We start from the raw sequence: 13876 nt of genomic DNA on the forward strand, positions 1-13876 counted from the left end.
TCCATTAACCAGTACACCAATAACAAGTAAACCAGTAACCTAATTCCCATCACTAATAGTAGTTCCGCCATCAACTATAATATTTTGACCTGTAATTAAACCACCGGCTTTTGATGCCAACATGACGGCCACACCCGCAATTTCTTCTACCTCTCCTACCCTACGAAGTGGTGTTTGAGATAAACGTTTTTTCATAAATTCTTCGTTTTTCATCAAAGATTCCGAAAAAGGTGTATTTATCATTCCTGGCGAAATTGTATTTACTCTGATATTGTCGGGGCCAAATTCAACGGCAAGATTTCGAGCCATTTCTATCAAACCTGCCTTTGAAACGCCATAAAGTCCTAAGTTTTTATTGCCCCGAACACCTGCAATACTCGCTAAATAAATAATTACTCCATCTTTCTGAGCTTGCATTTGAGGAAGTATCAACTTCGTGAGATAGATAGCCGCTTGCAGATTCAAACCCATAGTTCTCTCGAAATTTTCTTGATTAATATCGAAAAAACTACCTACTGGGGCAATTCCGACACAATTCACGAGAATATCAACTTTCTCGAAAGTTTGAATAGCTTGCTGGTAAAGGGTATCAATATCGGCCTTACTGTTCATATCACACTCCACCCCTATAGCTTCAATATTTTCTGCACGAAATTCTTCAACGGTTTCTAACACTCCAGCCGTATCATTACTCGAAATGACAATTTTTGCACCATGTAGCCCCATCGCATAAGCAATTGCTTTTCCCATACCCGATGTAGAGCCTGTGATAAGTGCGGTTTTTCCAGACAAATCAAATAAATTATTCATAATTTACGATTGAACCGATTTACGAATGACGAATACAAATAATCGTAAATCGCTAATTCGTAAATCGTTAATAAAATTCAGTGTATCATACATTCCTCTAATGCCACGCCATTTACTTCGTACGGTTTGGCTTCTGTCAGTACGAATACGATTCTACAAATTTCGTCAGCACTTGGGTTTCTCCATTTATGAATTGTTCCTCTTTGTACGATAATTCCGCCTACCTCAATGGTTTTAAATACATGATTATCAAGTTCTAATTCTATTTTTCCGCTAATCACAATGCCATAATCAATGCTACTCGTGCGGTGCAATGGCGAAGAAGCATTGGGCAACATATCTACTACTCGAATCACCGAACCACCTTTGAGCGTTGTTCCTGCATCTCGGAGTCGGCCATCGGTTTCGTCATTGCAATCGGCAGGAACGGTAGCGGTTGTCCAGATAGTTGCCATAGCGGCATCGCCCGATGGAATCACGATGGTTTCAAAAGACTCATCAGAGGCAAAAATTGCCGTTCCTTCGGTGGTGTGTCCAGTTACTACTCTTCTTATTGTGCTGCTCATATCATTCAGTGTATGCTATTTCTTGCAAAAGTATAAATCAATCTATGTTTTTTACTATTCAAAAACCGACTACAACTATGCACTATCCGATTATTTCTTACATTTGTGCTGAACTATTCTTTTTTAGTGCAAACACTAATCGACCACTTTCAAGATTATCTGCTTCTTAACAAAGCAGAAATATCTAATTTCTTAATGTAGTTTAAGGGTATATTTTCAACATTTCTCCTAATTTTGCACCATCATTTTTTAACCAATACAATTATGAAAACATCAAAACTTATTGCAATTCTATTGATTTTCTTAGGAATTTCGGCCGCTTCAAATGCTCAATCTTCGGTTGATGAAATCGTGAAAGAATGGGAACGTGCAAAAACCTACACCAAAGAATATTTGGATGCCATGCCAGAGTCGGGTTATGCTTTAAAGCCTACACCAGAGATGCGTTCATTTGCTCAACAAATGCTACACTTAACTGATGGAAACTATGGTTTTGCGGCAGCTGCTACGGGAGCAAAAAGTCCAGTTGGACAAGGAGAATCGGAAAAAACTACCGATATTTCAAAGGCAAACGTTACTAAATTGGTTTTGGCAGGTTATGACTTCGTGATTGAAAATGTGAAGAAAATGACTCCTGCTCAACTCAATGAAACAACAAAGCTTTTCGGGCGTTTCGAGATGACAAAAGGAACAGCATTGGCAAAATGCTTTGAACACCAAACTCACCACCGAGGTCAAACAACGGTTTACATCCGTTTGGCTGGAGCAAAACCACCACAAGAAAAATTATTCTGATTGAAGTTTAGCCTTTTTTATTGCCACGAATGTATGAATTTAGGTTTAATTCATTCGTGGCTTTTTTATACACCTATGAGAAATTTTCAGTTAATTATCTTCATAATTCTTGCTCTGCAAGTGCAAACTCAATTGCTCATTATTCCAAATAGTGGTCATGGTTGTTTTTCTGAAAATTTCTGTGCAGTTTGGTCAAGTATTATTCCATTTAAAAAAAACTAATTTTATGAAAAAGCTCATTCTTTTATTCGTAAGTTCCTGTTTATCAGTAAGTTTGTTTGCTCAAAATATAAAACTTGGTAAAGAAACCCTGAAAGCAAATCAAGTGCTTTTGTCTTTCGTGAAAATGGAAGGCGAAGAAGTTGTGAAGGTAGAATTTGATACAGCAAGTAAAGGAGTTGACCAACCAACATTTGTTAAAGTGAGCAATTTGGACTTCAAAAATGGAAGTATCGAAGTAAAAGTTTTAAGTCGATTGATGAAAAACGCAACGCCTACTTCGAGAGGTTTTATAGGTTTGGCTTTTAGAATTGATGAGAATAATAGCCAATTTGAAAGTATTTACATTCGGCCTACGAACGGGCGAGCAGAAGACCAAGTTCGCCGAAATCATAGCATACAATATTTTTCATTTCCAGATTACGACTTTGACCGTTTTCGTAAAGAATCTCCCGAAAAATACGAATCTTATGCCGATATGGGGTTAAATGAATGGATAACGATGCGAATAGAAGTTGAAGGTCAGAAAGCAAAATTATTCTTAAACAATGCTAAATATCCTTCCTTGGTTGTTAATGACATGAAGCATGGAATTGGAAAAGAAGGTAGTATCGGGTTTTGGGTGGGCAATTATACCGAAGGTTATTTTAAGGATTTGAAAGTGGTGAAGAAGTAATAATAAAAAAGCCATTGCTGATAAAATTTATTAGCAATGGCTTTTTTTATAACTACTTGCTTTGCTCAATAATTTTCTGCAATTCTGCTACCTCTGCTTCGGTTGGCATCGTGAGTGGCGGACGAACATCACCTGCACTTTTACCAATCAATTTTGCTCCTGCTTTAATCAGACTAACGGCATAGCCATTCTTTTTGCCACGCAATCTGACCAATGGAATATAAAACTTCTGTGTGATTTCTTCAACCGTCGTTTTATCTCCTACACGTAAAGCCTTATAAAATTTATTGGCCAATTCTGGTACAAAATTAAATGCTGCCGACGAATATGTATTTACGCCAATTGAAAGATATGCCTCGGCAATAATTTCAGCCGTAGGAACTCCGCCGATGTACGAAAGACGTTTTCCGACAGTTTTTATGGTATCATTCAAATCTTGCATATTGCCTGTGCCGTCTTTCAAACCAATAAAATTTGGACAGGCATCAGCCAATTTCTTGATATATTCAGCTGATAAAACACCATTGCCACGATTATAGTAAATAACTGGTAATGAGGTGTTTTGTATGATGGTTTTGGCATATTCATACACACCATCTTGCGGGCATTCGGTTAAGTACGGAGGGAAAAGTAAAATAGCATGAATACCTGCTTTTTCGGCAATTTGAGTGAAAGTTTTTGCTTCGGCAACGCTTCTTCCTGCACTGGCAATTACTGGTACTCGTTCGGCTACAACTTTGACCGAAATATTTACAATCTGCTCGTATTCGGCCGCTGTAAGTGAGAAAAACTCGCCCGTTCCGCCAGCCACAAACACCGATGAAACATCGTGGCTTACAAACCATTCTACACGGTCGGCGAAGGTTTCTGCATTAAATTCACCGTTTTCATCAAAATCGGTGATTGGAAAAGATAGAAGCCCATCTTCGAGCGATGATTTTATTTTTGATAGTTCCATATGCAATAATGATAAATGTTAAATGATTAATGGTGAATTTTTTTTAAGATAAATAAGGAAAATGAGTATTGAAATTTTATTCCATTAAACATTAATACTTCCTCATTTATCATTAGAAATTACCATCTTGTCGCTTTAAATTTCCAATCTGGTTGTACTTTCTGCATTTCTATTTCGTCATTTCGTTTGGTTAGTCCGCACTTTTTATAGTTTTCATGCAATTTTGCCAAAGCTACTCGGTCGAGTTCAACTCCCAAACCCGGGCCAGTTGGTACGGCTACTGCTCCATCTTCAAACTTCATGCGTCCGCCAACAATAATTTCATCTGACTGCCATGGATAATGTGTATCAAGGGCATACTTGAAATTCGGAATGGCTGCACCCAAATGCACCATTGCTGCCAATGAAATGCCCAAATGCGAATTGGAGTGCATAGATAAATCTCGGCCAAAAGTCTGACAGATGGCAGCCAGTTTCATAGAATCTTGCAAGCCTCCCCAAAAATGGTGGTCTGATAAAATAATGTCTTCCGCACCCAAAGAATAACTTTTGGGTATATCTTCAAACGAAGTCGTACACATATTGGTTGCCAGTGGCGTTTTCAAGGCTTTTCTTACGGCAGCCATGTTTTCTTGTCCACGGCACGGGTCTTCCAAATATTCAATAATCCCTTCCATTTCTTTGCCATATTTGATAGAAGTTTCTACCGTCCAAAGAGCATTTGGGTCTATTCTCAAAGGGGTATCTTTTCCAAAAGCCTCATGTAAAGCAAAAATCGCATCTACTTCTTGACGTGGTTCAAAAACACCTCCTTTGAGCTTAATCGACTGAAAACCAAATTCTTTGCACATGGCCTTTGCTTGAGCCACAATCTCAATCGGATTCAAAGCACTTGCTTGTCGAGCTGCCGCCCAACCTGTGGCATTTGGGTCTATTCCAAACTCAAATTCACCACCTGCACCTTCGTATTTATAAAAAAGATAAGCAGAAAATGGTACTCTGTCACGGCGTTTGCCACCCAATAAATCAACTACTGGTCGATTGACGATTTTACCAACAATATCCAGACAAGCTACTTCAATCGAACTAAAAATATGAACTAAAGTACGTTGGTCCCACGGAGTATCACCTCTTTTTATGGTATCTTCAGAATCGAAATTTGCGGCCAGAATATCTCGAATTTGATTTAATTGAAATGGGTCTTGGCCAATAATAAATTGTCGGCTTTTTTCGAGGGCTTTATCTATTTCGATATTGCCTGGTATTTCGCTTACGCCGCTTATGCCGTCTTCGGTTACGAGTTCGACAACCGTACGTAAAGCATAAGGTGCATGAAGCCCAGCAGCATTGAGCAATGGAGGGTCAACAACCGCAATGGGTATAATATGGAATTCTTTAATTTTTGGAAATTTCATTGTTTTATAAGTTTTAGCGACGGCATCGCTCAGAGCGATGCCGTCGCTTGAATAATTATGTCAAAGGCCCTGGATTGAATAAGACCAAATCATTATAAAGCCCCAATTTATCAGTTGCTACTTTTTTGTTTCCGCTGGCAATTTCGAGTATTAGGTGAAATAATTCCCAGCCCATTTCTTCAATAGTTTGTTGCCCGAAAGCTACTGGACCAGCATCAAAATCTATCAAATCATGCCAGCGGTTGGCGAGTTTTGTATTTGAGCTTACTTTTATAACAGGAACCATATTTAGCCCATAAGGCGTGCCACGACCCGTAATAAAAACGTGCATATTCATTCCAGCCGCCAATTGGAGAGTTCCACAAACAAAATCACTGGCTGGCGTTGCCACAAAATTTAATCCTTTTTTACGAATCTTTTCCCCTGGTGAAATCACATCTACAATCGGACTTGTACCAGATTTCACGACCGAACCAAGTGCTTTTTCTACAATATTACTCAATCCGCCACCTTTGTTTCCAGGAGTTGTATTCGCACTGCGGTCGGCTTTTCCTTGATTTAGGTAATTATCATACCAAGCCATTTCGTCTTTGAGTTTTTGGGCAACTTCTTCACTTTCACAGCGAGGAACAAGCAAATGTACAGCATCTCGCACTTCAGTAACTTCTGAGAAAAACACCGTTCCGCCTGCTTTCACAATCAAATCAGCGGCAAAACCCGAAACAGGATTTCCTGTCAGACCCGAAAAAGCATCACTTCCTCCACATTGCATACCTACGACCAAATCAGCAACTGAGCAAGTTTCTCGCTTTCGTTGATTGAGTTTTTTGAGATGCCTTTCAGCCATTTCCATAATTCCATCAACCATTTCGTAGAAACCCTCAAAGGATTCATCTTGTAAATAAAGAATCGAAGCGGAGGCTCCCCCATCAGGGGCGGTGGGGGCTAATCTTTCAGGTCTCAATTTCTCACAACCCAAGCCAATTATCATAATTTCCCCGCCAAAATTTGGGTTTTGAGCAATGTGTTTAATGGTACGAATTGGAATAATTGCCGCTGATGCGTCAATCGCAATGCCGCAACCATAACTATGATTAAAAGCTACCACATCATCGACGTTTGGATAAAGTGGCAATAATTCTTTTCTTATTTTATTTTCGATGAAATTCGTAATTCCTGCAACGCACTGCACACTGGTGGTAATACCTAAAACGTTTTTAGTGCCTACGCTTCCATCTGAGTTCTTATAGCCTTGGAATGTAAAATCTTTAGGAAGTTCTGTTTGCAGAATGTTCGGTTTCACATAAGGAATTTCCTCCAAATTAGGCGGTTGTGGCATACTGATATTGCTTTCGTTTACCCAACTTCCCTTTTCGATACTCTTATTTGCAAAACCAATTACCTGTCCATATCGAATGATTTTTTCACCTTCATCGAAAGACTTTAAGGCTACTTTATGACCCATTGGAATATCTTCTTCGAGAACAACTCCATCAAGTACGATTGCTCCTCGTTTTAGTCCTGTCGGATTGGCTACGATTGCTACGTTATCTTTTGGACTTGTTTTTATTACTATATTTTGCATCCTTTTATAGTTTATTGGTTACTTGGTGGATTAGTTATTAGTGGACTGGTAAACTGCTTATTGGTGTATTAATTAAAAAAACATACAATTATTTATAATAAAAAGCATTTTGAGTTCACAAAACCAGTCACAAATAGACCAATAACCAGTCACCAGTTTACCAATCACCAATTATACCATAGGAAAAATCCAAGCGGCAATCATTGTTAGAATTACGCCAGCCAGACCCATCAAACTTTGCATAGGTGCAATGGTTTTGAGGGCTTCTTGCTCGGTTAGATTTGATGTTTTACACATTATCCAAAAACCTGCGTCGTTCATCCACGGAATAAGTTTTGCTCCGCTTCCAATTGCTAAGCATAAATACACGGGATGAAACCCAAGATTGGCATTTTGTGCCATTCCTGCTAAAATTCCTGAAGCAGTTATCAAAGCCACTGTTGCCGAACCTTGTGCAGTGCGAACAACCATCGTAATAAAAAACGCCAACGGAATCAAGGCCATTTGGTAATCTTTCGTTAAATCGGCAATGCGGCTACTAATACCCGTTTGCTGCAACATTCCGCCAAAAGCACCTCCAGCGGCTGTTATTAAAATAATTCCGCCGCCGCTCATCAGGGCAGTTTGCACAAATGCCGTTAGCTTATCTTTGGTAGTTTTTTTCTGATTTGACAGAACCAACAATGCAAAAACTGCCCCCATCAATAAAGCAATATTTTTATCGCCGAAAAACAAAACGATGTCAATGAATTGATTGATAATGGCAGAATCGGTCAGTAGCTCTTTGGTTTTTACGAAAGCTTCAAACGCCGAACGAATACAAATCGTAACCAAAGGGAAAACCGCAGGTAATAAAGCCCAACCCAGAGAAGGTAATTCTTTGTCATCTTTTTCGGCAATGGCTTTGATGTCTTCCAGACGAGCATCGGGCGAGTCACGAAGAGGAATATCAAATTTTTTATTAAGGTAAATCGCTATCAAATAGCCAACTGTGATAGTACAAAGGCCAAGAATTGAACCACAAACCATCATCAGTCCAATCGGAACATTCATGGCACTTACTAAATATAATGGTCCAGGTGAAGGTGGAACATAAGAATTGGCCATCACTGCTCCAGCGATTACCGAGAGAGCGAGAAGTAAATAATTTTTCTTTAGTCGCATTCCCATTGCTTTGGCGAGTGGCATCATCAAGAATATTACAGTATCGACAAACACAGGAATCGTTAGGAAAAAACTACTCAAAATAAAGCCAACGGGAGCATTTTTTTCGCCCGTAATTTTGAGCATGGCTCTAATTATTTTTTCGGCAGCACCGCTATCAAGCATTGCTTTACCTATGATAGCAGCCATTGCTATCAAAATGCCTATTTTTGCACAAGTATTGCCAAACTCTACTCCTATCCTCTCTCCAATACTTTTATGAGCGGCTTTAAGAGCTTCGACCTCCGACATTCCTTTTGACATGAAATATTGCTGCACAAATTCGGTTGGCGTAAGCAATGCCACAGCCAAGGCAGCCAATAATAAAGCTAAAAAAGGATGCAGTTTAAAGCCAATGATACCGCCAACAACGATAACAACGCCTACGAGAAGAATCAAAATAGGGTCTGCCATGTGAAAGATTTTATAGTTTTAGAAATAGGGCTGAATGATTAAACAAAAGTATATAATCTCAATCCTATTTTCTATTGATATAATGCCAAAATATAATACTTTTTGGACGAGTGTTTTTATTCCTTAATGTCAAATTCAGTATCCTGCTAGAACTTTTTTTGATTCACCGCAGAATTTTCCGAGTTTAACTCATTTTTCCAGTTTAGTATTTAAAAGTTACTTAATTTGTATATTGAATCATCTAATAAAGGTTTTAGTACAGGTTTAGGCTTAACATGGCCCAAACAAAGTTGAAAACCTAATTTTGGAATTTTCTTTCACTAAAAATTTATCTATTTTTTAAATCATTAAACTTAAAAACAATGGCAAAACCAACTCAAATCAACCAAACCATGCGGGAATATCACCGCTATTTAGGATTTTTTCTTGCAGGAATCATGGCGGTGTATTCTATTAGTGGAATCATAATGGTGTTCAGAAATACTGATTTTCTTAAAAATGTTGTAAAAATTGAGAAAACGGTTGAACCCAACCTCAAAGCCGAACAACTCAGCCCTATTTTAAAGATGAAAGTGAATGTTGACAAGGAAGAAAATGGTATTATATATTTTAAAGGTGGACAGTACAATAGCCAAACTGGAGAGTTGAAAGCCGAGAAAAAGGAATTGCCGTATATTTTAGGCAAAATGGAGCATCTTCACAAAGCAACCACCAATGACCCGCTTTTTTATTTAAATCTGTTTTTCGGTGTTTCATTATTCTTTTTTGTAATCTCTTCGTTCTGGATGTTTTTGCCAGGCACTAAAATCTTCAAAAAAGGAATTTACTTTGCACTTGGTGGAATTGTTTTGACACTTATCATGCTCTTTGTATAATATTCAGCAAAAAAATACCACGAATACACGAATCTTTTTCGTGTATTCGTGGTAACTGTCGCACGGCAAAATATTTAAAACTTAACTACTTTTCTGATTCGGTTGCTCCGACATAAACGGCTGATTATAATAACGTTTGCCAGTAGTTTTAAACAAAGCATTGGCCACCGCACCGAATACGGGTGGAAATGGAGGTTCGCCAAGACCCGTCGGGTCGATGTCATTTTCTACGAAATGCACATCAATTTTTTGTGGAGCTTCGTTATGGCGAATCATGCGATAATTATGGAAATTGTTTTGCTCAGGAACACCCGCTTTGTGGGTCAATGCTCCGTAAAACGACTGTCCGATGCCATCAACTACTGCACCTTGCACCATATTTCGGGCGGCATCTGGGTTCACAACTACCCCACAATCAACGGCACTCGTAACAGATTCAACATACGGCTGTCCATCTCGCATAACCATATCTACTACGTGAGCAGCATACGAAGCATGGCAGAAATAAGCAGCTACACCACGTTTTTTGTTCGCATTTTCGGGTTTCCCCCAACCTGATTTTTCTTTTAATAATTCCAAAACACCGATATATCTGCTTGCGTCATAATCGTTGTTTTTGCTAACTGGATTTTCTTTGGCACGTTTCAACAAATCAAGACGGAAAGCGATTGGGTCTTTGCCCATTGCTTCGGCCACTTCATCCAAAAACGATTGCTCGGCTGCTGCATTGAAGTTTGAACGTGGAGCTCTAAACGCACCAATCGTAATGTTTGATGGAATCTCCCAGCCATCGGCCAAATAATTATCAACTGCACCCGCAGGAAAACGATTGGCATGAACTGGGTTTTCTGGAATACCACCACCTGTTACATGAAAACCTATCAGATTTTTATTGGCATCCAAAGCCGCACGATAAGTAGCGGTGTACATAGGGCGATAAATTCCGTAGGTCATATCGTCTTCACGGGTATAAATCAATTTTACGGGAGCTTTAAGTTTTTGAGAAATTCGAGCCGCTTCATATACATACGACCCGTAGGCTCTACGACCAAAACCGCCACCCATGCGAGTCATCTGAATCTCAATCTTATCGGCAGGTAAATTTAGAAGCTTTCCAAGTGAAGGCTCTACCCAACCTGGTGCTTGTAATGGTCCAGCCACTAAGGCTTTATCATCTTGTACATGGGCGAAAAAGTTCATTGGCTCCATTGTGTTATGTGCCAAAAACGGAGCATTGTATGTACGCTCGATAACCTGAGCAGCGTTTTTGAAAGCTGTTTCAGGGTCACCGTCTTTTCTTAATTCTTTGGCTGGCTTTGCGGCATATTCAGCCATCATTTCAAATTGCTTTGCTGTTGTTTCTAATCTTGCAGGAACTATTTTTTCAGTTTTTCCGCCTCTGCCCATCATGGTTTCTGTCACATCACCAGCCGCTTCCCATTGAGCATTTATCTTCTTGCGGGCATTCATTACCTCCCAAGTAGAATTTCCAACTACGGCAATCATTTCATTGAAGGCACGGGTATCGAAACCTGCTTGCTCAAAACCATCATCATAGAGTTTGAAACTAAAAATATCTTTGATACCAGGCATTTTTTTTGCGGCGGTGGCATCAAAAGATTTTAATTTCATACCAAACGCTGGCGGATGCTGAATCATGGCAATTAACATCCCGTCAACCTTATAATCTATTCCGAAAAGTGGTTTTCCTGTAACTACCTTTACACCTTCTGAGTTTTTCTTTGAATTTCTAACAATCGAAAAGTCTTTTGGCGATTTTAACTTCACATCTTTCGGAACAGTCAATGTTGAAGCTTTTGCGGCCATTTCGCCATATTTTGCTGATTTTCCACTTGAATGAGATAGAATACCTGCTTTGGTTGTGATTTCAGTTGCAGGAACGCCCCAAGTTTGAGCGGCCGCTTCGATGAGCATTTGACGAGCCGCTGCACCTGCATTTCTCAAGGGTTTCCAATACATTCTTACAGAATTACTGCCACCTGTAAATTGTGGGCCGTATTTCACGTTATCGTGTGTACCCATTTCTACAACCACATTTTTCCAATCACAATCCAAATCTTCTGCTACCATCATTGGCAGTGAAGTCATTACATTTTGACCAAATTCTGGGTTTGGCACTAAAATCTTAATGACATTTTCAGGTGTAATTTTTATGTATGCGGCAAGCTCGCTCCAAGTTTCAGCTACGTTCAATTCTGCTACTTTTTCAGCGGCTTTTGCTTCAGAAAACCAACTAAAACTAAGCATCAAGCCACCTCCTGCCAGAGCCGAAGACCTTAAAAAATCTCTTCTACTTTGTGATTTTATATTTTTCATAGTCTTTTCTTATTTAGTGTTTGATGTTTTAGCGGCTGTTTTAATTGCCTCCTTAATTCTCAAATAGGTTCCACAACGGCAGATATTGCCGCTCATGGCGTTGTCAATATCTTCATCTGTTGGTTTTGGATTGCTTTTCAGTAATGCCGCTGCCGACATGATTTGCCCTCCTTGACAATATCCGCATTGGGCAACATCATGTTCGAGCCACGCTTTTTGAACAGGATGGGTGCCATTTTCAGAAAGCCCTTCGATAGTTGTAATGGCAGATTTTCCGATGGTCGAAACAGGCAACACACATGAACGTGTAGCATTGCCATCTAAATGGATGGTACAAGCTCCGCACTGAGCCATGCCACAGCCGAATTTAGTTCCAGGCATATTGAGGTGGTCACGCAAAACCCATAAAATAGGTGTCGAAGGGTCAACATCGACTTGTTGCGTTTTTCCGTTGATTTTTAGAGAATATTTTGCCATAATGCTGTATTTAGCTCTTTTTAAAATTTAACAAAAATATATAAAGAAATCTACATAAAACAATGTTTTTCAAATAGAAACTTACGAATTTCAAACAAAAAGCCACGAATCTTAGATGTTTGATTCGTAGCTTTTGCATTTCCTTAAACTATTTCACAAATGACTCATTATAACTCAAAACTCACTGTTACATCATCAGTTCCAAGTGCGGCCACAAGTCCCGTTACATCATCAATTTTTCCGATTTTGGTATAGCTGTATGAAGTTGAAAAGCCTCTGTAGAAAAGTACCAATGTACTTGACCCATACATCATCAAATCTCCCGCTTGAATGCTCGACGGTACGGTTGCGTTGGTAGGAACATTTTGGGGCAAAGAGGCGAACTTTTCGTTGTTGTTTAGCTCATTCATCTTAATTGTTAATGGTAATTGTGCTACAAATGCTTTGGAAGTGGCATTATCCAAAAGTGTGGCTGTGAAAACCTTGTCGCCTACTTTGATTTTTAGTTTATGTCCGCTTATCGGATTAGAATTTTCGTTCATAATTTTAATAGAAACTTGATTTTCGGCTTTGCACGAAACAAAGAAACCGATGAACAATTGAGCAAAAAAGAATAAAATTAATCGTTTCATTTGTCTGGATGTTTAGTTTATTTTCCTGTAAATCTTCTTGAAGTTATAATTCAACGTCACATTCCACATAAAATCCTTATTACCAGGAACATTCGAGGTAAAGGTCTGATTAATAGTAGATTGCAGACTAAACGGCAGTTTTTTATGAGTTAAAGCACCTGTAACCGTCAAATAATCGCCTCGATAGCCATCAGTATATAAAAAATAAATGGAAGGGAATAAATTAAAACTAAGATTTTTACTCAAACTAATATTGGTAATGCTTGTATTCAAAAACAAAACACGAGTCAACTGCGGGCCGTGCTTTTGAAGTCTGTTCCCTTGCAAATACATCGCACTTAAACCAAATTTATTGTTGAATTGATAACTCGGCACAACCTCAAAGGCCAGAAAACGAAGCATTTCGGTGATTTCTTTTGTAGTTCCATTTTCAGTATCGGTTCGGCGGATGAGCGTGAAAGCAGGATGTGTACCGACTCTTAAACCAAACTTCTTTTTATCAAGCAGTTGATAACGCAACCACCAAATTAAACCACCATTTTGGGCAGTGGGAACAAGGCGAATATCAGGCTCAAAGCTGAATCTTTTTTTTCTAAAAGATAGATTGGCCACAAAAGCGGGGCTGTTCAATGAAAATGTAGGAATGATAGAAAAACCATTATTGGTAAACCCCACCGACCCCGAAAAAGAAGAAATATTTTTGGTGCTATCGACCGATTGAGCGACTGCTGTTTGGAAAAAAAATGTAAACGTAACTAATAACAAAATTGAGTATAAGTATTTCATTGATAGACAGTTAAAGCATTTAAAACAACTTTACTGCAAAAGTATAAAGCTTCCATACCAATACTTTTATACATTTTACGGTTTTACTTACCAATTTTACAGATAGCTATTTAATTGATGTTTTTTAT

General features: G+C 38.9%; 13 protein-coding genes. 3 read left to right on the forward strand and 10 right to left on the reverse strand.

All coding sequences use genetic code 11. The features are described 5' to 3' along the window. Positions 1-39: 39 nt before the first annotated feature. Together ABR854_RS10535 and ABR854_RS10540 are read right to left on the reverse strand one after the other, a co-directional pair. The gene (locus tag ABR854_RS10535; RefSeq protein WP_350265355.1) at positions 40-810 is read right to left on the reverse strand and encodes an SDR family NAD(P)-dependent oxidoreductase; all 771 of its coding nucleotides are present in this window, start codon (positions 808-810) and stop codon (positions 40-42) included. Positions 811-887: 77 nt separating this feature from the next. Next, entirely contained in the window at positions 888-1376 is a 489-nt protein-coding gene (locus ABR854_RS10540) for a cupin domain-containing protein (RefSeq protein ID WP_350265356.1), read from the reverse strand. A 264-nt stretch (positions 1377-1640) separates the two neighbouring features. Between ABR854_RS10540 and ABR854_RS10545 the strand changes: the two genes are divergently transcribed. Further along, complete coding sequence (locus ABR854_RS10545) at positions 1641-2171, forward strand: DinB family protein (RefSeq protein ID WP_350265357.1); 531 nt, start codon at positions 1641-1643, stop codon at positions 2169-2171. A gap of 226 nt (positions 2172-2397) precedes the next feature. After that, a complete protein-coding gene (locus ABR854_RS10550; protein ID WP_350265358.1) occupies positions 2398-3066 on the forward strand; it encodes a LamG domain-containing protein in 669 nt (222 codons plus the stop codon). 52 nt (positions 3067-3118) lie between these two features. On the opposite strand, the gene kdgD is transcribed toward ABR854_RS10550, so the two are convergent. The 4 genes from kdgD to ABR854_RS10570 all read right to left on the reverse strand — a co-directional run bounded on the left by kdgD (position 3119) and on the right by ABR854_RS10570 (position 8641). Continuing rightward, a complete protein-coding gene (gene kdgD / locus ABR854_RS10555; RefSeq protein ID WP_350265359.1) occupies positions 3119-4024 on the reverse strand; it encodes a 5-dehydro-4-deoxyglucarate dehydratase in 906 nt (301 codons plus the stop codon). A 119-nt stretch (positions 4025-4143) separates the two neighbouring features. Then, positions 4144-5439, reverse strand: a complete 1296-nt coding sequence (locus tag ABR854_RS10560; RefSeq protein WP_350265360.1) for a glucarate dehydratase family protein — start codon at positions 5437-5439, stop codon at positions 4144-4146. A 55-nt stretch (positions 5440-5494) separates the two neighbouring features. Further along, positions 5495-7024 carry a galactarate dehydratase gene (garD, locus tag ABR854_RS10565; RefSeq protein ID WP_350265361.1) on the reverse strand — a complete coding sequence of 510 codons (1530 nt, stop codon included), beginning with the start codon at positions 7022-7024 and terminating at the stop codon, positions 5495-5497. Between the two features lie 171 nt (positions 7025-7195). After that, complete coding sequence (locus ABR854_RS10570) at positions 7196-8641, reverse strand: GntP family permease (protein WP_350265362.1); 1446 nt, start codon at positions 8639-8641, stop codon at positions 7196-7198. Between the two features lie 362 nt (positions 8642-9003). Between ABR854_RS10570 and ABR854_RS10575 the strand changes: the two genes are divergently transcribed. Then, the gene (locus ABR854_RS10575) at positions 9004-9516 is read left to right on the forward strand and encodes a PepSY-associated transmembrane domain-containing protein (protein WP_350265363.1); all 513 of its coding nucleotides are present in this window, start codon (positions 9004-9006) and stop codon (positions 9514-9516) included. Positions 9517-9597: 81 nt separating this feature from the next. Here ABR854_RS10575 and ABR854_RS10580 read toward each other — a convergent pair whose 3' ends face one another. From ABR854_RS10580 to ABR854_RS10595, 4 genes are all read right to left on the reverse strand, one after another. Continuing rightward, the gene (locus ABR854_RS10580; protein ID WP_350265364.1) at positions 9598-11853 is read right to left on the reverse strand and encodes a xanthine dehydrogenase family protein molybdopterin-binding subunit; all 2256 of its coding nucleotides are present in this window, start codon (positions 11851-11853) and stop codon (positions 9598-9600) included. A 9-nt stretch (positions 11854-11862) separates the two neighbouring features. Further along, positions 11863-12330: a (2Fe-2S)-binding protein gene (locus tag ABR854_RS10585; RefSeq protein WP_350265365.1), complete on the reverse strand. Its 468-nt coding sequence runs from the start codon at positions 12328-12330 to the stop codon at positions 11863-11865. 167 nt (positions 12331-12497) lie between these two features. Further along, entirely contained in the window at positions 12498-12962 is a 465-nt protein-coding gene (locus ABR854_RS10590; protein ID WP_350265366.1) for a cyclophilin-like fold protein, read from the reverse strand. A gap of 12 nt (positions 12963-12974) precedes the next feature. After that, complete coding sequence (locus tag ABR854_RS10595; protein WP_350265367.1) at positions 12975-13748, reverse strand: hypothetical protein; 774 nt, start codon at positions 13746-13748, stop codon at positions 12975-12977. Positions 13749-13876 lie beyond the last annotated feature (128 nt).

Origin of the sequence: Emticicia sp. W12TSBA100-4 (assembly GCF_040253585.1) — a bacterium.
Classification (GTDB): domain Bacteria; phylum Bacteroidota; class Bacteroidia; order Cytophagales; family Spirosomataceae; genus Emticicia.